Annotated in this window: 19 protein-coding genes; 6 read left to right on the top strand and 13 right to left on the bottom strand. The window is 42.7% G+C overall.

The window, feature by feature from the left end:
- Positions 1-9 precede the first annotated feature (9 nt).
- From A7D23_RS12820 to A7D23_RS12810, 3 genes are read right to left on the bottom strand one after another with little or no spacing between them, the layout of a single operon-like run.
- Entirely contained in the window at positions 10-933 is a 924-nt protein-coding gene (locus A7D23_RS12820; protein ID WP_019224875.1) for an ABC transporter ATP-binding protein, read from the bottom strand.
- Positions 934-1848, bottom strand: coding sequence for an ABC transporter ATP-binding protein (locus tag A7D23_RS12815; RefSeq protein WP_019224876.1), 915 nt, complete (start codon positions 1846-1848; stop codon positions 934-936).
- Positions 1841-2629: an efflux RND transporter periplasmic adaptor subunit gene (locus tag A7D23_RS12810; protein ID WP_019224877.1), complete on the bottom strand. Its 789-nt coding sequence runs from the start codon at positions 2627-2629 to the stop codon at positions 1841-1843. Before A7D23_RS12810 ends, A7D23_RS12815 begins: the two co-directional genes overlap by 8 nt.
- A gap of 252 nt (positions 2630-2881) precedes the next feature.
- Here A7D23_RS12810 and A7D23_RS12805 point away from each other — a divergent pair, with 252 nt between their 5' ends.
- Complete coding sequence (locus A7D23_RS12805) at positions 2882-3550, top strand: hypothetical protein (RefSeq protein WP_019224878.1); 669 nt, start codon at positions 2882-2884, stop codon at positions 3548-3550.
- A gap of 182 nt (positions 3551-3732) precedes the next feature.
- Here the strand turns inward: A7D23_RS12805 and A7D23_RS12800 are convergent, their stop codons facing one another.
- The 3 genes from A7D23_RS12800 to A7D23_RS12790 form a co-directional block, all read right to left on the bottom strand.
- Positions 3733-5469 (bottom strand): CotH kinase family protein, encoded by a 1737-nt coding sequence (locus A7D23_RS12800; protein ID WP_019224879.1) that lies wholly within the window; start codon positions 5467-5469, stop codon positions 3733-3735.
- 51 nt (positions 5470-5520) lie between these two features.
- Positions 5521-6246 (bottom strand): DUF4956 domain-containing protein, encoded by a 726-nt coding sequence (locus tag A7D23_RS12795; RefSeq protein ID WP_019224880.1) that lies wholly within the window; start codon positions 6244-6246, stop codon positions 5521-5523.
- 98 nt (positions 6247-6344) lie between these two features.
- Positions 6345-7025 carry a polyphosphate polymerase domain-containing protein gene (locus tag A7D23_RS12790; protein ID WP_019224881.1) on the bottom strand — a complete coding sequence of 227 codons (681 nt, stop codon included), beginning with the start codon at positions 7023-7025 and terminating at the stop codon, positions 6345-6347.
- Positions 7026-7141: 116 nt separating this feature from the next.
- On the opposite strand from A7D23_RS12790, the gene A7D23_RS12785 reads away from it, so the two are divergent.
- Together A7D23_RS12785 and A7D23_RS12780 are read left to right on the top strand one after the other, a co-directional pair.
- Positions 7142-8389 carry a CapA family protein gene (locus A7D23_RS12785; RefSeq protein WP_019224882.1) on the top strand — a complete coding sequence of 416 codons (1248 nt, stop codon included), beginning with the start codon at positions 7142-7144 and terminating at the stop codon, positions 8387-8389.
- A 308-nt stretch (positions 8390-8697) separates the two neighbouring features.
- The gene (locus A7D23_RS12780; RefSeq protein ID WP_019224883.1) at positions 8698-9960 is read left to right on the top strand and encodes an ammonium transporter; all 1263 of its coding nucleotides are present in this window, start codon (positions 8698-8700) and stop codon (positions 9958-9960) included.
- 146 nt (positions 9961-10106) lie between these two features.
- On the opposite strand, the gene A7D23_RS12775 is transcribed toward A7D23_RS12780, so the two are convergent.
- A complete protein-coding gene (locus A7D23_RS12775) occupies positions 10107-10748 on the bottom strand; it encodes a hypothetical protein (RefSeq protein ID WP_019224884.1) in 642 nt (213 codons plus the stop codon).
- 284 nt (positions 10749-11032) lie between these two features.
- The gene (locus A7D23_RS12770; protein WP_019224885.1) at positions 11033-11401 is read right to left on the bottom strand and encodes a helix-turn-helix transcriptional regulator; all 369 of its coding nucleotides are present in this window, start codon (positions 11399-11401) and stop codon (positions 11033-11035) included.
- Positions 11402-11621: 220 nt separating this feature from the next.
- On the opposite strand from A7D23_RS12770, the gene A7D23_RS12765 reads away from it, so the two are divergent.
- Positions 11622-11825 (top strand): helix-turn-helix transcriptional regulator, encoded by a 204-nt coding sequence (locus tag A7D23_RS12765; RefSeq protein WP_015042261.1) that lies wholly within the window; start codon positions 11622-11624, stop codon positions 11823-11825.
- A gap of 263 nt (positions 11826-12088) precedes the next feature.
- On the top strand, positions 12089-13450 hold the full coding sequence (locus tag A7D23_RS12760) for an MATE family efflux transporter (protein ID WP_019224886.1): 1362 nt from the start codon (positions 12089-12091) through the stop codon (positions 13448-13450).
- A 158-nt stretch (positions 13451-13608) separates the two neighbouring features.
- Here A7D23_RS12760 and A7D23_RS12755 read toward each other — a convergent pair whose 3' ends face one another.
- A complete protein-coding gene (locus tag A7D23_RS12755; RefSeq protein WP_019224887.1) occupies positions 13609-15216 on the bottom strand; it encodes an L-lactate permease in 1608 nt (535 codons plus the stop codon).
- Positions 15217-15399: 183 nt separating this feature from the next.
- Positions 15400-16674 (bottom strand): hypothetical protein, encoded by a 1275-nt coding sequence (locus A7D23_RS12750; RefSeq protein ID WP_019224888.1) that lies wholly within the window; start codon positions 16672-16674, stop codon positions 15400-15402.
- 288 nt (positions 16675-16962) lie between these two features.
- On the opposite strand from A7D23_RS12750, the gene A7D23_RS12745 reads away from it, so the two are divergent.
- Positions 16963-18366 (top strand): GGDEF domain-containing protein, encoded by a 1404-nt coding sequence (locus tag A7D23_RS12745; protein ID WP_019224889.1) that lies wholly within the window; start codon positions 16963-16965, stop codon positions 18364-18366.
- 330 nt (positions 18367-18696) lie between these two features.
- Here A7D23_RS12745 and A7D23_RS12740 read toward each other — a convergent pair whose 3' ends face one another.
- The 3 genes from A7D23_RS12740 to A7D23_RS12730 all read right to left on the bottom strand — a co-directional run bounded on the left by A7D23_RS12740 (position 18697) and on the right by A7D23_RS12730 (position 21248).
- The gene (locus A7D23_RS12740; RefSeq protein WP_021315614.1) at positions 18697-19977 is read right to left on the bottom strand and encodes a tyrosine-type recombinase/integrase; all 1281 of its coding nucleotides are present in this window, start codon (positions 19975-19977) and stop codon (positions 18697-18699) included.
- On the bottom strand, positions 19946-20218 hold the full coding sequence (locus A7D23_RS12735; RefSeq protein ID WP_021315613.1) for a helix-turn-helix domain-containing protein: 273 nt from the start codon (positions 20216-20218) through the stop codon (positions 19946-19948). Before A7D23_RS12735 ends, A7D23_RS12740 begins: the two co-directional genes overlap by 32 nt.
- A 589-nt stretch (positions 20219-20807) precedes the next feature.
- On the bottom strand, positions 20808-21248 hold the full coding sequence (locus A7D23_RS12730; RefSeq protein ID WP_021315610.1) for a sigma-70 family RNA polymerase sigma factor: 441 nt from the start codon (positions 21246-21248) through the stop codon (positions 20808-20810).
- Between the last annotated feature and the right edge of the window lie 941 nt (positions 21249-22189).

Below are 22189 nucleotides of genomic sequence, written 5' to 3'. Positions count from 1 at the left end.
CCTCCTCGTCTATTCGGCGTATCCCGAGGTTCTTTGCTGTTTGGCCAAAGCTACAAAAACATCTTCCAGAGAAGGCATAATAATTTGAGGTTCGCAGGCCAAGTCCTGCTCCAGCTGCGAAACATCATCCTCTCCTGTCAGCAGGACGTGAAGGAGCGCCCCGTGGATCGTACACTCCTTAACATAAGGCAGTTTTTCGATTTCCTTCACGCGTTGCATGCCATCCTTGAGCTTTAGCTCAACCATGCAACCTTGAATTGATTTTTTCTTGAGTTGGTCCGGACTATCCACCGCCATCAGTTTCCCGCCGGATATAAACGCGGCCCGATGACAGCGTTCTGCTTCATCCATAAAGTGGGTTGTTACCATGACCGTGGTTCCCTCATTCGTCATTTTTTTGATGATCTGAAAGAACATTCTGCGGCTGGTCGGACTAACTCCGCTGGTCGGCTCATCTAGGAAAAGCAGCGGTGGTTTGGCAATGATAGCGCAACCCAAGGCAAGCCGTTGTTTCCAGCCCCCGCTTAAGTTACCGGCAAGTTCATTTTCCCTTCCTGTCAGATCGGCCATCGCAATCATTTCATCCATTCTCCCGGATAAATTTTTGCGCGGAATTCCATACAGACCTGCATAGAATTTTAAATTCTCTTTCACTGTAAGGTCATCATAGAGGCTAAATTTTTGAGACATATAGCCGATACTTTGTTTAATTTTTTCAGCTTCCTTTCGGAGATCATAGCCCAGAACTACCGCAGAGCCCCCGGTTGGTTCCAAAATGCCGCAGAGCATTCGGATTGTCGTCGATTTACCCGCGCCATTCGGTCCTAAAAAACCAAAAATCTCCCCTCTTCCGACCCGAAGCGAAACGTTGTCAACTGCGGTAAAGTCACCAAATTTTTTTATCAGGCCTTCGGTAATAATCACATTTTCCATCTATTTTCCTCCTGCCATGATGACAAAGACATCTTCAATGGAAGGGGCCACTTTTTGCAGCTGGCTAAAGGTGCAGCCCTTTGTCGTAAGGGTCTGTTCAATAAAGGCTTCTGCCTCGACGTTCTTGTCCATGATCAAACGGTACTTGTCTCCAAATAGGGAATAATCCAGGATTCCATCTGTTTTCCCGAACAGCCAGGGTTCTTTTGTATCAGCCATAACCTCCCAGACCTGATAAGGGAATTTTTCTTTCAGGCCCACTGGCGTATCCAGCACATGAACGCTTCCTTCATTCATGAACGCTACCCAGGTACAAAGTTCCGCCTCATCCATATATGGGGTAGACACCAGCATGGTCATTCCTTCCCGGTTCAACTGGTATAGAATCTTCCAGAACTCCTTCCGGAATTCCGGATCAACACCATAGGTCGGTTCATCGAGAATCAACAGTTTCGGCCTGGTGACAAGCGCGCAGGTCAGCGCCAGTTTTTGCTTCATTCCGCCGGAAAGTTGATCCGCAAATCTTTTTTTAAACGCAACCAGGTTGGTGATTTCCAGAATCTCTTCCGAACGATGGATAATGACTTCTTTTTTAAGGCTGTACATCTCCCCGAAAAAGAGTAAGTTCTCCATGACCGTAAGGTCGCCATAGAGGCTGAAACGCTGCGGCATATAACCAAAATTTCTGGCACCGGCGTCTTTTCCTTTTTCCCGTTCTCTGTCCGTGAGCCCCAAAACCCTTACTTCACCGGCATCTGGGGTCAACAGCCCGCAGATAACCCGAATGAGCGTCGTTTTACCTGCTCCATCCGGACCAATCAAACCAAAAATCTCTCCCTCGCTGACGTTCAGACTTACATCGTTAACGGCCAGCAGAGATCCAAATTTTTTAGACAGCTGATTTACCTTAATCATTGGCCGTCTCTACCATTTTGATCACAACATCTGCCGGCATGCCTGGTTTCAATAATCCTTCGGGATTATCCACTGCAATTTTGACTTTGTAGACAATATTGGCCCTTTCTCTTTTGGTTTGAATCGTTTTGGGCGTAAATTCTCCCTGGCTGGCAATTTCAGCAATCGTGCCTGTAAACACCCTGTCCAGACCACTGATCGTGAAATTCGCTTCCCTTCCCAATTCTAAAAAAGGCAGGTCATCTGTCGGTATATATACGTTAATCCAGACCTGGTCCAGATTGACAACCGTGGCCAACGTGGATCCGGCCGTGACATATTCACCAATTTCATAATCTTTGGCTTGAATGGTCCCGTCAATCGGAGATTTTATCTGCAGATCAGCCAGCTGCGCCTCCGTTGTTTTGACGACAGCCTGCATCAGCATTACCTGATCTTGGGCAGCTGTAATTGTATGGTCACTGCTTCCCGACGGCAAAGCATCCAGATTGTTTTGAGCAATTGCTACATTTAGTTTATCCCTTTCCAGCTGGGCTGCCAAATCATTACGCTGTATCTCGGCAATGATATCTGCTTTCTTGACCTTATCCCCGGATTTTACCTGAAAATTCTGAACCTTGCCGGCGATCATCACACGCAAGTCCACGGTGGTAGCTTCAATTGTACCGGATGCCTCAACCGTCTCGTCATCAGAAGAATAAAAATATTCCCACCCCAGATAGCCTGAAAGCAATACAGCTGCAGCAATAATGGCTGCCACGATTTTCTTTTTTTTCGCCATTTTCGCGTCCCCTTTTCAAATATGCTTTTTTCTCTGCCGTTTCAGCAATATCATACAGGATGTGATACAGTTTATCCATTTATATTTTATACGGAAGTCACGAATTTATGACTATAGTGACATTGTAGCATGACAACATTGTTTTGCAAGATAGAAAATCAAACAGAATGAAAAGTTGGCTATATTATTATTTTTTTGGCATACTGAAAATAGTGTTGTATCATTTTTTAGACTGCAAAGGAGGCTAATTCAATGAAAATTGTCCCCGAACCTATTACACATGTATTAAAGAAAAAGCATGCCCTCTGGAGCATTATCGTTCTGGCTCTCTTGTTTTTTAACGGATGCTCTCTCGCCAAACCGGAACCGAAACCGGCCCCTTCTCCCTCCAGCGAGCAGACTGAAAATATTGCCGCGTACATTCCGTTGAGTGTCGGCAATTACTGGTTCTATGAAGGAATCGGTAACGAATATGCTTCTTATACAGAAAAAGTTACGTACCAGCAGCGTAATCAATACCAGGTCATAATTGACAATGGCGGCACTGTTACAGCTAACAGATATGAAGTTGCAGCAGACCGTATTGTTAATACCTTTAGACAGTCTGAATTCTATGAAGATAAAAATATCTTGGATCAACCATCAAATATTGAGGCTATCCTTCTGCAATCACCGCTTACCTCAGGCAATTCGTGGACCAGTGAAGGAAATTCATATGAGATCATTGACACGGCCGCCACGGTAGAAGTGCCAGCCGGGATTTTTGAAAATTGCCTGACTGTAAAAATCACGTATCCTGAAAGCGGAAATTACAGCTTATATTACTATAAGAAAGACGTCGGTCTAATCAAATCTGAGTATGTGATGCCGGAAAACGAAAAAGTAGTCTCGCAGCTTAAAGAATATGATGTCCAGCACTAGTGCCTTGTCAACCCTCTAATTCATGTAAACCACCGAGGAAAACTCTGTATGGCAAGGAGCTGCAAGACAACGCCGTATACTGAAATTTTACCAGTAGGGATATGTAGATTTAGGATAGGCATGATACTAAATAAAGAGGGTTTGCTCTGAATCAATGTTCAAACAGCAAACCCTCTTTATACTTAAATCGAATGCTTGTTCCTTTTTTTCAGGATAGCCAGACTTAAAATTATAAGCACGAATGCCGCACCGCCAATAAGATAATCTTCTCGACGGTTTATCCATCTATTATTAGAATTCTGACCGGGCGCTTCCTGCCAATTTATGCCCGGTATCTTTTGCTTATAATCCATTCCTTCTGGCATATTTCCCGGTGGCTGCATGCCTTGATCCTGTCTTATATCGGGATGTATTCCCTGCAGCCCTTGCTCTGCCCGTTGTCCCCATTGCGCCTGTTGTCCCTGTCTTGTCAGCGGCGGCTGTAGCCCACCTGCATTTTCACCGGCCGCATCCTCTGTTGTTCCCGATGAAGGTAGTTCCCCGCTTAGCTGTTTGGAGACATTATCAATCCGGTCCCGGATAAATGCAACCAATCCTATCAAATCTCCGCTTCCCGGCATATTCTTTCCAGCCCCAAAGCCGCCTCGGGATGTGGTCTTACTGTCTGTTATAGGTTCCTGAGAAGAGCCTTCGCCGATTGCTTGTTCAAATTGTTCCAGCGTATAGAACTTGGTTGGGTCACTTGCGACATAAGGTCTAATCAGATCAGCGGTTTTCTCGATTTTAGCCGTTATTTTCTCCAAAGCAAAAGGCCCTTGGATAAAAGCTTTCATGTATTGGTGATAGACGTCCTTATACGCCTGTACTTCGAGTAGTTTGCCCAGCAGTGGGCGCTGGTCTAATGACGTTCCGGAAACCGGCTGATCAATAGACAGCGCAGTACCTCCGCCAAATCCACCAAAGGACAAATTATAATCCCAGGGGAGGAAACTGAATACTCCGTTCTCCTCATATAAATAATAATTGTGGGTAAACTGTCCCTGATAGCTGTCCATATTGACAAGTACGGTATTAACTGCAAAATATCGTAGGATCTCGTCAATATTCAGGTACGTTTCTAAATCCCCGCCCTCATCTAGTGCTTTGATCATCTTAACTAAAGCCTCATTGCTGCCTTCTTTCAAGGCGGTCACAGCTTGCAGGCCGCTGTAGGATTCAATATTGTCATCACTGTAAACCAAATCGTTTCCTTTACCCCGATCGCCATACGGTTTATAGAGTGTCCCATGGTCCTGGCCAAAGTACCTTTCCGCATATGCTTCTTCAACGCCCTCAACTGCCAGATACAAACCTGCTGGATGATTATTGATATAAAGGTTCGCGTAGCAATAAGCAGGAACAGGAACGTTCATCTCTTTCAGCAGCGAGTAGGATAGGTATTCCCGCATACAGGACGCATCACCCCAGCCATTGTTCAAATTCAGTTTGGTCAGACCCGAAAGGCTTTGCCCTTCAATATAATGATCAAAATCAATTTTAAAGCTGTAGCGGTCGGAATTGCTTTTCAGGACTGAATTAAGGCTGGAATTGCCTTTGGTGCGGATTCCGACACTTTTTGTCTTCAAGCCATCAATCACAACCTGAGCCTCTTTATATTCTTCCTCTGCGGGATTTTGCAGCATGTCCTGATAATCCGCCTCAGGGATTGAAATGCGAATTTCGATGACTTTGTCAGGATCGAAGAAACGTTCCATATAAGCAGAATAAACTGACCCTGTGGAGGAGCTGCCTGTTCCTGTTCTTCCAGTGTTCAAATGGACGGCACTGTCTCCCTGCTTGGAAGACAGTACTGAATAGGCGGTCGTTAAGGTGCATACTGCAAGCAGGGCCGCAACAATCCCTGTAATTTTTTTGTCCATGTTTTAACCCCTCTTTTTCAGGCGTCGGATGCAATGCTGCTTAAAGGATGATTACACTGCAAGCTCTCCGTTATAACTTACCAGGACAACATCGTTTACTCCTTCTATAGCTGCCAAGGTATTGACAAAATCTGTGTTATCAACTCTTAATCGCACTTCAACGGTAAGCTCGATTCCCTGTCCACCGCGAACTGCTTTTGATTTAATTTTCATTCTTTTGACATGCTCCGCCAGCTTTATCAGCAGCATTCTTTCTGCCTCGCCGTTATTGCAGTTTGCAACCACCATATAAGGAATTTCATTGGTTGTCTTACTTGTAAAAATAATCAGCATGATTCCGACGACAATCGACCCGCTAATGGCCAGCAGATACTGCCCTGCCCCGCTGACGATTCCCGCTGCGATGGCCCAGAAGATAAAGACAATGTCCATTGGATCTTTGATTGCTGATCTGAAACGTACGATACTTAAAGCTCCAACCATGCCGAGAGAAAGAACGATGTTAGACGTGACACCCATGATGATGAGTGTGGTAATCATTGCCATCCCTACAAGAGAAACGTTAAAGTTCCTGGAATACATGACCCCATTGAACGTCTTCTTATACACCGCATAGATAAACAGTCCGAGTAGAAAAGAAATCAGTAACGTAATCGCCACATCAACAATAGAAAAATTTGTGACTGCGTTTTCAAGAAAATTGTTTTTAAAAATATCTGCAAAGGTAAATGTTTGATCTGTAGCCGCCGTTGTAACGGCAGTCGTTGTTGCATCCATAATACTATCCTCCATTAAGATTCTAAATTATTTTGATGTTGAGGTTCAATTTTGCGCATTTAATCCGCATTCTTTGTATTTATTTATCTTTTGCGTTTTTATCCGTATTTCCGGCATAAAACATATTTTGAGATTGCTGCCTTCTGTCTGCTGTCTAATTGAATCAGGTTGGCAATATGACTTGGCAGGTAACAGTCATATTTAATTTCCAGAATCGCTGTATCACTCGCTAAAGCATAGGCCAGTGGGGTGGTAAAATCCAAAAAGCTGGTTGCAGCGAGTCCGGTTTTTACATCACCGTCGATCGTGATTCTTACCCTACCCGGTTCCCATATGTAGGCCTGCCGTTGATACTCTACAATTGTCTTTGGCTTAAACAGGCCAGTTCTCATTTTCGTATAAAGATGCCGGCATACAGCTTCCGGACAATTTTTCAAAAATTGATAGTTGCCGTTGATTAAGTCTTGACATTCCTCTTCGGTCAAAATCGCACTCTCTTTAAAGCCTGACCCATCGTTCTTGACTTTTTTCTCAAGCCGGATGATTGCTGTAGAATGATCATATGTTCTGATTCTAAATTTTTCCCGATATTTAGCCCCTATCAACTTCTCCAATAATGCCGTATCATTAATATCATCAAAGTAAAGACTTCTGACGGTATTAAAGCCTTCCGGCCCGGTATGTTTGTCCTTGGGAAGCACCCTATTTAAACGGTTGACCAGTACTGCTCTGTCGAAGTTATTGATGCTCATTTTAATTTCCTGGCGATATTTGCTCACATGCTCACCCCCTGTCGCATATTCCAACGATCTTTTGATGATGCTATTTTATCCACTCTATGTGTCATTAATGTGAACGCTGGTTAACAAATTTGTGAAGAATTTAGGTGATGGCTATGTTAAGAAAACGTTGGCTTCCTATATTTGCAGCGGTGATCTTACTTCTTAGTGTTACCGTTTGGGAAAAAGCCAAGACACCGCTGGCTTCCGAATCCACAGAACTGATGCCTGCCGCCAATGATGCCGTTTCTGAAAGTAATTCGTCAGAGACCGCTGCTTCTGAACCTGAGGCTGCTGAATCTACGCAAATTAAACTTACGCTGCTTGGGGATATCATGTGCCATCCAACGCAATACGAGGCAGCCAAGATAAGCGGAGGCTATGATTTTAGACCTTCTTTTGAAGAAATCGGGGAGGATACAAGGCTCGCCGACCTGACTCTTGCCAATCTTGAAACGACCCTGGCCGGGAAGGAAATGACTTATAGCGGTTATCCTTCTTTTAATACCCCGGAACAAGTGGCTGACGCTGTCCGGAAAACACTTGGTGTAGATGTTGTCTCTACCGCTAATAATCACTCTTTAGACCGGAATTTTTCGGGCCTAAGCCGGATGATCGATTTTCTGGATCAATCTGGTCTGAAACATACGGGAACCTATCAGACCGCCGAAGACAGTCAGAAAATTCTGATCCAGGAAATTTCCGGCCTGCGTATCGCTTTCTTAAGCTATACCTATGGCACCAATGGGGTTACCCTTCCTGAAGATAAAGCTTTTGCTGTGAATTATCTGGATCGGGAAAAAATCCTTAGGGATGCTGAGAAGGCGCGCGCTCTGGGAGCAGACTTAGTTATTGCCTCTTTGCACTGGGGAACGGAGTATGCCGTAAAACCCTCCGCTGAACAGATTAATCTGGCCACCTGGATCTTTGAAAATACGGAGGTTGATATCATCGCCGGCAATCATGTCCATGCTGTCCAGCCGATCACCTTTCTCCAAGTAAAAAGCAAGTCCACTGGTAAAGAAAAAGAAGGATTGGTGATCTATGCCCAGGGAAATTTTATTTCCGATCAAAAAACAGATACGGCGAATATGGGCATCATGGTTGATATTTTTCTGGATATCCGTTCTGCTGAAAAACCAGTTATCACACATGTTGCATACTATCCGACCTGGATTGATGAAACTCCAAGAGCCGGTCCGAAGACATATCGCGTCTTAAATGTGACAAAGGCCCTGGCCAATTATCAGTCAGGGCAGGATCCGCTGCTGGACAGTGCAGATTATGCAGAGATGCTGGCCTATGTATCTCAAATTAAGCAAACTATCCCTTCTGAAAATAAGATTCGTTTCGCCAACAAATAATGTATACAGTATATTTGTCTGTATACATTATTTATCATTATTATCTCTTTACAGCCTGCTGAGTGTTCATTATATTTTTCTTAGGCAAAGGAGCCACAAAAAAAGCCAGCCTGCAGGCCGGTTTTTTGGGGGCTTCTTTTTTTGATGTCTATGGACGGCGGAACAGGAAGCGTGGAGGCGTCTAAATAGCCTTCACGGTGTTGAATACGTCACGGACGATAAAGTAATTCGACTGGACCAATGTCGCGATGCCATGAATGTCAAAAATCTGCTGGCAAGGATGGCAAGGATAAAAAGGAGAGATTGTAATGAATTATGGCGATATTGCCTTTATGCTTTTCAGCACCGCCCTAGTTTTTTTAATGATACCCGGACTCGCTTTTTTTTATGGAGGGCTCGTCAAAAGACGCCATGTCCTGTCGATCATGATGCAAAGCATCGCTGCAATCGGAATTATCTCGATTCTCTGGATTGTTATCGGTTATACCCTGGCTTTTGGGCCGGATATCGGGCATTTGATTGGCGGATTGGACTATGCAGGCTTAAGAGGTGTTGGTCTGAATCCCAAAACAGAAAGTGCAACAATTCCTCATATGTTGTTTATGCTCTATCAAATGATGTTTGCAATCATTACTCCAGCTATTATGACCGGAGCAACAGCGGAGAGACTGCGCTTTCCAGCCTATATCCTTTTAATCTCCCTGTGGAGCCTTTTGATTTATGTGCCTCTTACCCATTGGGTATGGGGCGGAGGCTGGCTGGCTGATCTGGGCGTCTTGGATTTTGCCGGAGGGATTGTTGTCCATATTAGTTCGGGCTTTTCAGCCTTGATTGCCGCTTTGTATATTGGCAAACGCTACCATAAAGACTCAGAACAGGCTATCCCACATAACATTCCATATGTGATTCTTGGCGGAGGTCTCCTGTGGTTTGGCTGGTTCGGGTTTAATGGCGGTAGTGAACTGGCTGCAGACGGTATTGCTGTGCTTGCCTCGACTACTACGCACCTGTCTGCCTGTGCCGGACTACTGGGATGGATAATTATTGAAAAACTGCTTCATGGCAAACCAACCGTACTCGGTGCTGTCTCAGGCATGGTTGCAGGGCTCGGCGCCATCACACCTGCCTGCGCTTACGTGACTCCGCTTGCTGCGGTCTTGATCGGACTGGTTTCTTCAGGTTTGTGCTACTTTGCAGTCGCTTGGCTGAAAGTTAAACTGGGTTACGATGATGCACTTGATGCTTTTGGTATTCATGGTATTGGCGGGACCTGGGGAACCCTGGCTGTCGGCATTTTTTGCACCACGGCTCTAAACCCCAATGGTGCGGATGGACTTTTCTATTCCGGGTCATTTTCCCAGGTTGGGATACAACTTTTGGCCATCCTCGCAACTTATGCTTACTGCGGCGTCATGACCTTCTTGATCCTTAAAGTCATCAGTCTCATTACTCCTCTTGCAGCAACGACTGAAGAACAGGAAACAGGCCTTGATATCAGCCAACATGGCGAAAGCGCCTATCCAGACATTGAAGGAATGACTTCGGATTCCGCCTGGAATATGGTGAATTAATAAATGGCTGTAACGAAATATACCAGATAGAAATTCTTCTATATAAGCCACTAAACCATTAAAAAAGGATTTTCACCGCGTTCACGGTGAAAATCCCTTTTCAATTTTGCCAGGAAAAAGTATACTTGAATTTTTAATTGTAACAATTATTGGGCAAAGGAACGGCTTAAAGATTCGACTTGAACTGCATAAGCCGATTTGTAATGCCCATTATTCTCGTAAAAGGTTAACCTGCCGTTGATCCCCAATCGATATGCCGTGTACGATTCATATTTATTCATATAGACATCCTCTAAATACTTCAGATATCCACCGGCTAAGTAGGTCGCATAATATTTGTCTGCCGACAGGAGTTCCCCGTTCGGATAAGGGATCTCTTTATGATAATATTCGGTGATGGCCATGTAGGCCGTTTTAGCTGTAGCCAATTTCATTTGGGTCGTATTGTAGGATAAGGATCCGCCATCCATATTGGTGGCAGGCACATATTTTGATTCTTGGGCAATTAAGGCAAACAGTTCATAAGGTTCCAGCTGAAAGGTCTCTTCAACGCTCGCAATATACGCTAGATATTCGGGGTCGACCTGATAGTCTCTGGCAATTCGTGCTAAATTCTCTTGTCTGTATGTTTGATCTTCTTTTGCACTAACGACGTTACATTCTTCTTGGCTTACTTTTTCCCTGTCTTCGGCAAAGGCGGCTGTCCCGACAAACATCACCTGTGCAGCAATCGTAAATGCTACCAGGAACATAGCCAGAAAACGGCCAATCCTTTTCTGTTGAAACACGGTCTTTCCTCCTTAAGGACTTTTGACAGCTTTTCGCCATCATCTTTTGTTATTTTGTCAGAATAAAATCTTTCTATGCTTGAGATCCTCCCATAATCTTTGTCCTGTATCTCAAGGTGACAAAATTCTACATTTTTTTACTTTAACCGATTTTACCACATCAAATCAAAAAACGCAAAAAAAGAGGACCATTAATTCCCTCTTTTACCATTATATATGCGGTTATTTTTTGATTAAAGGTGTCTTTAGAACGCCTCGTATCCGTTTAAAGGCCGGTCTGCAGCTCAGGAGAGGTCGGAATCCCTGATCTTCTTTTTTATTTGCAGATACGTCAGCAGTTCTTCCTGATCTTTTTCTTCCCAGAAATCAAAGTCGTCCAATTTCTCTAAAACTTCCCTGAAATGAACGCTTTTATCCGCCAGGGAATAATACTCAGGTTCTGAGCCCGCATCCATCGTTTGTTCACCTAAAAGGTAGGATACCGATACTCCTAGACCCAGGGCAATATCTGTCAGCCGGTCTAAAGAAGGCCTTCTTCTGTTTTGTTCAATATCACTCAAATAAGAGATGGAGATACCGCTTCTTTCAGAAAGCTTACGAAGTGTAAACTTTTTTTCTTTTCTTTGTTCTTTAATCCTATCCCCGACAGTCAACGCAATTTCCTCCAAATTTTCGATAATAGCGAATTAATACTAGTATAATCGCTGAAAAACGCCAGGTCTACTGAGCTGCTATACATTTTTGACGTAAACACGCGCAATGTGGAAGAATATCCTATATTTTCTTGGGATTGGAACCTATTTTTAGCAGACGGCTAAATTTAATCATTGCATAATTACGCTATATGCGTAATTATTAGACGGAGGTGGTGTTATGTCCCTTGGTTCAAAAATCCGGGAGATTCGGAAGAAAAAGCATTTAAAACAAAAGGAACTGGCTGAGATTGCCGGTATTTCCGTTTCTTATCTATGTGAGATCGAAAGAGATAAAACAAATCCATCTATTAAAACACTTTTCCATCTCACTCAAGCCCTTGGGGTCCGTCTATCGACGCTCCTCGGCGATCAGGAATATTAGGAACAGAATAATATTAGTATTTTTCAAAATGAAAAGGATTTTTCTATAGAATGAAGTCCTTTTATTTTTTTGACAAATGCATACAAGAATATTTTAAAAAAACTCCTTGAAATATTCAAACAAAAATGCTAGTATGAATAATTATCGTTTTTCCGATAATCTGTTCAGAGGATAAAAACGACAAGCGGAAATCTTTATTTACCTGAGTTCTTTAGGTAAAAATGTAGCCCAGTTTATGAAGAAACTGTAGAAGGAGACTGTACATGGATAAAAGTTTTGAATTCGGTAATAAAAGCATTGGGAAGCTATTATGGCAATTTTCCTGGCCGGCGATTGTCGGTATGTTGGTGAATGCCTTATATAATATTGTTGACCGGATTTTTGTGGGCCGCGGCGTCGGTACACTTGCGATTGCTGCAACGACAGTGGCCTTCCCAATTATGCTTCTGTTTATGGCACTCGCGATGCTAGTTGGTATTGGTGCAACAGCATTAATCTCCATCCGGCTCGGAGAACAGAAAAAAGAAGAAGCCGAAAAAATTGTAGGTAATGCACTTACTCTCTTGATTATGCTTCCGCTCCTTTTTATGGCTTTCTATTTCTCCTTTGCAGAACAGCTCTTAGTCTTTTTTGGTGCTAATCAGGAAGTATTGCCCAATGCACTTGATTTTACCAATATTATTGTTGCAGGATCCGTTTTTAGCACAATCGGTTTTGGCATGAACAATTTTATCAGAGCTGAAGGAAACCCCAGAATTGCGATGCTGACGCAAATTCTCGGTGCTGTGATTAACGGGGTATTGAATTACATTTTTATTTTCCATTTGGGATTAGGTATAGCGGGTTCCGCACTCGCAACGGTCTCGGGCCAATTCATTACGACGCTTTGGGTATTGGGCTATTTTCTTCTCGGCCACAGCACGCTTAAGCTCCGCCTGAAAAACTTAAAACCGGATTTTCCGATCTATCTGGCCATATTGTCTATTGGCTTTGCTCCGTTTGCGATGCAACTTGCCAACAGTTTGCAGAATATGCTTCTGAATAAGAGTGTCATGCTTTATGGCGGCGACCTAGCGCTGTCTGCCATCGGCGTCATTATGAGTATTTCAACATTGTTCTTTATGCCGATTATCGGTGTCAGCCAGGGTGCTCAGCCTATCATAGGCTTTAACTATGGAGCCGGGCAGTTTGAAAGAGTTAAGGCAGCATTGAAGAAGGCCATCATCGCGAGCACCTGTATTGCTGTTGCCGGCTATCTGGTCATACATTTCTGGCCCGAACAAATCATTGGCTTGTTCAGTGACAACGATAAGGCGCTTACAGAACTGGCAACTCACGTGATACTGGTATTTTTTACCATGTTCCCACTGATTGGTTTTCAAATTATTTGCTCAAGTTACTTTCAGGCAGTCGGCAAACCGCTTCAATCATCTGTTTTGAGCCTTTCACGGCAGGTACTGCTCTATATACCGCTTCTTTTGGTCCTGCCTCATTTTTGGGGAATTGAGGGTGTCTGGCGGGCTACCCCGATTGCAGATATCTTATCCGTTCTGATCACAGCAACGTTGATAACGCTGGAAATGAAACGGCTTAGCAAAAATCAGCCCGCTGTCAGCGTAGGATAATTCAGGCTGATATAAAACTGATATATCTAAAATACGAACAAGGACTTCACAACTGTGAAGTCCTTGTTCGTATTTAGATGACCCGTTCTTTCTCAGAGATCGGGACACTGAAGGATCATATTTTAGCATAGACTCTTATTTACGATATGATCTCCCGATTACACCAGGAACTTAAGCAAGGCGACCACCACAGCAGCAGTCACTGCTGACATGATGAGCGCAAAAATAAAGGCAACGCGCATCACTTTGTTTTCTTCACCAAGTTTATCAATAGATGCGGCCGCATTTTGGAGTTTTGCCGGGGAAATTACGCTGGCTAGTCCTCCACCAAAGGCTAACCCGGCTGTAACGATGATAATACCCTTAAGTCCCCAGTCAAGATTCGTTGCTGTTGACATGGTATATTTCGCAAACATCGCAATCGTCGAAGCTTCACTTCCGGTAATGAATCCTCCGAATAATCCAATAAAGCTTACAATAGCTCCGTAGGCTCCATGAAAAGCCTGCGCGGAATAGTCTGCGAGTACTTTCACCATACTTGGGCACAGTGTTTTCGGCAGTGCGGCATTGAGATTGGAAGCCATATTAAATCCAGACATATTCATGACTTCACCAATCGCAAAGAAGATCGCTGCTGAGAAAACAGGTTTTGGTGCCCTTCGCCACCAAACTTTTATCGAATCTTTAATTTGGGCGGCTTTTGGGCGCATAATCGGGATCGAAATCAAGATGCTGACCAGAATCCAGGTGTAGGCATTCCATAAAGCTCGGGTTGCTATCGGCTTGCCGTCTGCAGATAAGCCGGGAATGCTGAGCGTCAGTGTCCGGTATAAATAATCGAAAGATTCCTTCGGCAGGTTAAGTGCCAGAATCAGAACGATCAAAAGCAGCCAGGGCATAATGGCTTTCCACAAAGGATATTCTTTTTCATAGGCAAGTTCTTCTGGCGTCAGCCGGCTTCGATCAATAATTTTTTTACCCGTTAGCTTAAGGTACAGGATCATTACAAGAATGACTGCAAAACCACTTAAGACTCCTGTGAGGACAACCAGATTGTCATAATGATTGGTAAAATAAGCGACAATCGAAATGGTAATGCCCGTAACCAATACCGGGACGATCCCTTCTTTGACGGCTTTCCACTTTCCGACAATCCAAAGCATCGAAAAGCCGATCAGGGTAGATACAACCGGCAAAAACATAAAGAAGATGCTTCCGGCTTGAGAAAGGGTAATTTCATTGCCTTTTCCTAAAAAGCTGTTCGCGATATCCACAAACACCACGATCGGGGCGCCGAGTAAAGCATACGTACACAGGGAGTCATATCCGATCGCCGGTAAAGCTATGGCCACATACGTAGAGTATCCCATCGCAATCAAGATAGGCGGCAGAAGAGATACAGGAGTTGCCCCGACGGCAACCATCAGCGTTCCAAATCCAATGTTGATCATCATGATCTGAACGGCTCTGTTTTCACTGGCTAAGGTCTTAATAAATATAATAATTCGTTTTAAGGCCCCTGTCTTTTCCATATAGGCCATTTGCAGCAGCGATGTGGCTACGATCAGTGATACTGAAAAAGATTTAATCAGACCGGCCAGCGTCGAGCGTACAATGACTTCTCCCGACGTCTGAAAAAACAAAAACGCCACAAGAGAAACAGCAAGCCAACCCACAATTCCGCTGGTATGGGCTGGCTTTTTAAACACAATAAGCATAACAACAATGACTGCTATCGGCAGCAGTGCAAGCAGCAGTGGCAACATTCTCTCCCATCCTTCCATTCTACAAGTATAAATTTTTTATAACTACCTACTTTATAATATATGATTTTGCTCAAAAAAAAAAGCACTTTTTTAGCTTTTTACTTTTTGCATTATATGTTTCGAGCCAATAGAAAGGCCCGCTTTTCACCATGAAAAACGGGCCGAAACTGAAGATTTCCTCAACTAAGGGATCATGACATATTGCGCGGGTCCCGGAACAATGATCCATCCGTCGTAAATGATGCTGATACTGAAATAGTAGTACTCACCGGAAACTAAATTACCCTGGATATCACCCTGATAATAAGTGTCGGCGTTTATTGTCACCGAAGTCCTGTTCCGGTCTGTAATCCATTCCAGATAACCGTCATTTGGATATTTTGGGTTAGGATTACTCTTTGAAATGACCACTTTGTAGCCTTCAAAATTTGCTGCTTCTGAAGCTGTCCAGCTTAAAATCAAATTACTGCCGCTGGCTGTTGCCGATATGGCAATCGGATCTAGGCTCTGTCGGACACCTTCCTTCTCAGCTAGTGAATCGTATCCATCGGCCGGATACGTGACATGGACGGCATTTCCGGCAACCCTGCCATCGCTGTATAAAGCCGTCACACTAACGTAATATGCCTGTCCGGGAGTCAGATAACTGCCAAAGTCTCCGCCGTGATACGCTGTGCTGTTGTCGATTACCCACTGGCTGGTGCTTTGATTGGTAATGTAAGTCAAATAACCGCTGCTGGGATAGGCCGGCCTGGAATTATTTTTGGAAATAATGACCTTATAGCCCTGGAAGCTTTCACTGTAAATCGGATTCCATTTGACAATAAGCCGGTTGTTGTCCGTAGAAACGGTTACCTGAGGCGCCTTTGAAGAGGAAGAGGAGGATACAACTGGTTTGACAGCAGGTTTTGTTTCTGTAGCCGGTGTTTCCTTGGTGGGTTGTGTTGTTTCGGCCGGCGTTGCGATAGCTTCCTCGGCAGGTTCCGGTGAAGAGACAGCCGTACCGATCGGATACGTCAGTTGCAGGCTGTCACCCGGAACGGTCTTATCCGAATAAAGCACCGTGATGCTAAAATAGTATTTTTCACCAGGGACAAGTTTCTCGCCAAAGTCTCCGTTTTTATAGGCTTCACTGTTATTGATCACCGCACTGGTCATGGTCCTTTCAGTAATGTAGTATAAATACCCGTCATCTGGATACTTCGGATTCGGATTGCTCTTTGAAATCACCACTTTATAGCCGGAAAATTTGGGGTGATCAACCTGATCCCAATGTAAGATAATTTTATCGCCAGAAATCTCCCCGTTCACTGCCACAGCAACATAAGGAGTTTTATCCTCGCCTATTTTTAATCCGGGCCAGGAAGCATTTTGCGCATAACCATAGGTGACTATGCCTAAACAAAAAATGACTGCACATATCGCGATTGCAATATTTCTGGATAAACGAGGTTTCATGGTCTTTTCTCCTTTCATACCACCGTTTGCATACGAGTAACTTACTCTCAACTAAAAATAACGTAAAAAATAAGATCAACTATGTAAAATCTATAATTCTACAGTATTAATTTAATTCCTTTTTCTTCCTTAATATTTAGGAATTAAGTCCCATCAAATTAGGAAATATGGATCTGCATAATCCCAAATGTATAGTTTGATACGATGGAAAGGAGTATGTCATTTAATGTCGAATCATTGATTCTAAATAAACTTAATTAATTTTTCTAAAGGAGAGGAGGGAATATGATGAAAGAACCGGTTGAGTTGATCCAATCAAATCAAACATTTTTAATTAGACGTACCTTAGAATATGCAAAAATGCATAATTATACAAAATATACCTCTACTCTGGAAGAAGCTTGGCGTACATCAATTAACGGGTTATCCGAAGCTTTAATCTCAGTTCTCAAGTCCTGTGAATCTATACCTGAATTAAATGTGGATGAAGATTATGCAAATGATCCAATTGGTTCTTTTGGGATACTTGAGGCACAGCTTCATCGCAAACGTGGAGTTACCCTGGAAATGTTTTTAGGATTGATGAAATATTATCGTCAATCCTATCTCGATCTGATAATAGAAACCTATAGGAAACAAAATATAGATTGTGATTACTTTTTATTGTTTATTAATCGGTTTTTTGATCGTGTAGAATTAGCTTTTAGCAGTGAGTGGATCAACGAGAAGAAGGAAGTACTTACGTTAAGTCTTCAAAATACGAATCGTATGATGACGAATGAAAAAAATAAGTATTTAACAATATTTGAAAGTATTCCAACTCCTTCAATCATTTTGGATAGTAATAATATGATTGACAACATGAACAATGCAGCTAAAGAGTTCCTCAAGTCTGCGGGAATTGATGGGACATCTTATTATTCCAATGAAAAACATGAAATATATTTAGTACATGTATTCCCTTGGCTTGCAGAAGAATTTACTGCTTTTATCAACGGAAATGATATTGAAGTATCCATTGAAAAGAATTTGAAAATGCTCGAATTAGGAACCAGGAATCTGGTTATAAACTTTCACCGCATGTTGGACGTAAGTGAAAAATATAAAGGTACAGTGATCATATTTACGGATTTAACATATAGAAAACAAATTGAGGACAGGTTAAAATTTATCAGTTTTCACGATGATCTTACAGGATTATACAACAGAGCATTCTTTAATGAAGAATTGTTAAGACTGTGTTCAGGCAGGTCTAATCCAGTAGCGATTATAGAATGTGATGTTGACGGGCTTAAAGTGGTAAACGATACTTTGGGACATCATGCCGGAGATTTGCTTATTACTTCCACTGCTTCAATACTTCGTCGTTCTATCCGGGAAAACGACGTTGCTGCCCGGGTAGGTGGTGATGAATTTACAATTGTTTTACCAAATTGCTCACCTGGCTCATTAAAAGAGGTCTGTCAGAGAATCGAATTTGAACTCGAAAAACATAACAAAGAAAACTCTTATTTGCCTGTGAGTTTTTCCATTGGTGCTGCATTAGGGGATGCTCATAATGACAGCTTAGACCACATTTATAGGAATGCTGATAATGAGATGTATAAAAATAAACAAGAAAAGCGAGAGCAATACAAGCTTTGGTTCAACTCGTTATATGCTAAGTATGGGGACAAACTATTTAATAACTAATTTACTTTGCCGTCAGGCCATGGTACTGCCGGAGCGGCCGCCCGTTCGAATCCCACCTTCTTCTTTATTAAAATAAGCTTCATCTTGCGATGAAGCTTTATCTTCAGTGGCGGAGAAGGTGGGATTCGAACCCACGTGCCCTTGCGGACAACCGCATTTCGAGGGATAATTTTACAGGTTTTTCGCCCGTATCTCTTTATATGTTTTTGTATCTTTATCCCTCAAAGCCTTGATTTTATTGGGCTTTCCCAAAATTGCTATATATATGTGCATATCGTTTTACTGTATTATCCGGGGCAGTTTTATAACAATTTTACAACATGATAACATTTATCGCTCCATGTTTTTACTCATTTTCTTAGGCTTCTTCGACGCTGCTTTAGCAATCTCCTGCGGATGCAGGGCATTATGATAAGCATCGAGAACGGTCATTTTTCTGTCCAATCTTACATTCACATACTGTGCTGTGACTGCTTCAAGATTTGTGGAAATACCCAGTGATATGCCTATGCCTTTTAAGGTATGCCCTAAAATCTCGCCTACGGTGAAGAAGTCGCCAGTAAGCTGGTGCATGTTGGTTGCTGCCGAATGTCGCAAGTCATGAAAGCGGATATGTGGCATTTCAAGATAGCGCAACATTTGACCAAAATTGCTAGATACTCGGTCAGCGCGCAAAGGCGCACCGTTGGGCTTCGCAATGACAAGGCTATTATCGTAGTATTCCTGCCCAGATAATTGAGCCAATTCCTTTTGCTTATGTTGCAAAACAAGTTGACGCTCGAAATATGGCAGAGTCGTTTCTGTGATAGGGAGTATCCGGTCGTTGGATTTGGTTGGTGCCATTTCTGTAATACTCATGGTTCCCGGCGGAACTTTATAAGGTAATTGCTCCAAGATTGAAAAGGTTTTGTTTTGTAAATCTACATTGTCCCAGCGCAGGCCTAAAACTTCATTGCGACGCAGCCCATACATGCCGCTTAGAACAATAATCATTTCCCATTCTGTTCCTATGCAGTTGCCCATAAGCCGTTGCATTTGCTCAACCGTATATGGATCGGGAGTCTTGCCCTGTTTTCCAAACTTGGTGATAATGTCGCGGGCTGGGTTTGTTTCTATGTAGTGGTATTTTCGGGCTGCCTCTAATGCTACGCTCAAAATACGCTGCGCATAACGGACGGTGCTTTGGGAGAATTTTTTGTCAAATAGCTTTTGAAACATGTTATCTATCATGGCAGGGGTAAGTTGTTTTAAGGAAACATTGCCAATAAAGGGAAGAATATGGTTTTTGATATGGCTTTTATATCCTGCAAATGTGCTTGGGCGCAAGTTTGCCTTGCCGTGATTTTCCACCCAGGTCTCCAAATACTCTTTCACGGTTTGTTTGGATTTCACAGCCTGTAAAGGCTGGTATCCCGGTTTGGTCAGTTTTGTTCGCATCTCAGCTTCATGGCTCAAAGCTTCCTGCTTGGTCCCAAATCCGCGCTTACCATAAGTCTTATAGCCATCTTCTGTTTTATAACGGATAAAAACATCATAAACCGTTCCTGTGCGGGACGTGCTGACACCATCTTGATTCCGTTTATTTTTTACCTGCCTTGGTGTTACCGACATATTTCTCTTTACCTCCTTTCTTGCTTATACCCGCTGAAATTTTATTCCTTTCATACCAGTCCCATATGGCTGTATCAGCCAGCAAACGGCGGTTTCCGTTCTGTATATATTCAATTTCACCTTTGTCCATCAGTTCCCGTAGCTTGTTTTCGCCTATGCCGGAAATACGGCTCATTTGCTCTACTGTTTTCAGCATAGGCAGAGGTTCAATAGCTTTTACAGCCTGTTGTTTTACAGCCATACTACTGTCTCCTTTCATTAAAACATTGACAGACAAAAACCGCGCCTGTTTGCTCCTAGTTGTTTTTATATGGAATGCTGAGACTTGGAATTGTCTTATCTCAATAAGGTAACGAGATGCGACAGTTAAGGTATGCCGTAATTTAGAAATGCATTTACTTCTAAGCAAGCATACCCTAAGCCGCATTCTGTTTTGGTTATCATAAGTTATTAATTTTATCCGGCAGACGGCGGTTGACCGTCTCATAGGAATTCCACCTCCCCGTCAGCGACCGGGGCGCACTCTGGGACTTAACCTCGACTGCACGCAAGTATCATGATCCCTCCATATGCGTCTTCGCCTTAAATGCAACCAGCATTTATTTATTGCAAGGGTATAGATCGCTTCCACCTTACCTTCATCCAATCCATAAATGGCATTGATCCTTGGGCTGTAATCCGGCGCAATCCCGGACAGGTGATCATGGCGTACCTGCAATCTGGCTTCCCTTTACAGGACATACGGGGAAAGTACCCGATAAAACACTTATTCAATTGTCAAGGATCAGTCGAGGGGGTAGAGTATATCCCTCTATTAATCAGCAGATTTTTTAACCGTTTGTTGCCCCACTATAAATTTTTTTTAAAAATTTTTCTATATTCTTCAGTGCCTGATTGATCGAACGTGATACACGACTTTTACTAACTCCTTCGATCCTTGCGATTTGTGCATTACTCATATCCAGAAAGAAATAAGCATAGAGGCGCTTTGCCTGCTTTTCCGGCAAACTGCTTATAGCGGCATACAACTCTTGATTGCTGAGTTTTCTTTCATAGATTTCCTCCGGTGATAAAACCAGTAATACAACATGCTTTTCAATACCGTCGGCTGCGTCAAGAGAATAGTATGCCTTGTTTATACGCGTACGTTCAAAATCCGCATGGTCTTTTCGGCTAAACTGTTTGAGCAAATCTGCAACCGCTGGTGTCACTTCAACAAAACAATCTTGTATATCAACAGGGTAGTAATCCCGTAAATTGATCCTCATCATATAGAAACCTCCGTTTTGATTTTTGTAGAAACCAAAACAGAGGGCGGAGAACGGCACCTTACGCTCTCAATAACTAAGTTGTCTGTTTTCAGGGCGCAAAAGGAAAAGCAGGGTTTAAAAGGATTGTGCGAACGCGCATAAAAATGAAAATAGCCAAGTTTACATGAAAACGTAAACTCGGCTGTAAAATCTTTTATTTCAAGCAGCTCGCACCCCGTTGAATTATTATAGCCTCTTTGCTTGTGTTGTCTTTTAACTTGGTGACAAAACCCGTATCTACTTATGGGTTTTGTCTTATGTAGAATGGCCGGGGCAGTAAACGGCTTGATATTGCATCGAGCTTGTCTCATTTCAATATCAATTCCAACCTACACGGCGGCACCTGCTTAATATTAGATACGTTAAATTTGCACAGGAGTTATCAAGTCAAAGAGCTTGTGTTAATTTTCACACTTTTACTTTCATCGCATCCCTGCTAAATAAAACCCGTTACCACCGCCTTTCAATTCTTCAGTTTTTATAACTTCCTGTTATATTTACTAGTATTTTGTCGAACATAAAAAAACAGATGGCCTCGTTCAACTTCTGCTGATCCAAGAGCATCTGCCCATTTTCATTCATTTTGAGTAGTATTTTTGGTGTGATTAGTATTAGTATTCTTTTTACCATTTATATTATCTCCCTAGAATTCTATATGCTCCATTCCTTTTTGTTTAGTCGCTTTGAATATGAGAGGTTTTTAAGGCCTATCGTTATAAAAAAACACTTTTGTCAATTTTACTTTTAATACATTTTTCGCTTCAATTACGCTTATTTTACTATTTTATTACATCTTTGTATATGTTTGACATGCAAAAAGTATTTTAATACATCTTTATAAAAACAATAAAAAGTTTATGTAATTTTTGTAAATAACCTCAAATTGTTGCCCCCGCTTGTCA

The sequence above is a fragment of the Dehalobacter sp. TeCB1 genome, assembly GCF_001707455.1.
Taxonomy (GTDB): domain Bacteria; phylum Bacillota; class Desulfitobacteriia; order Desulfitobacteriales; family Syntrophobotulaceae; genus Dehalobacter; species Dehalobacter restrictus.
The sequence above is the reverse complement of the archived record's forward strand: the minus strand, read 5'-3'. Positions and strand labels throughout refer to the sequence as shown.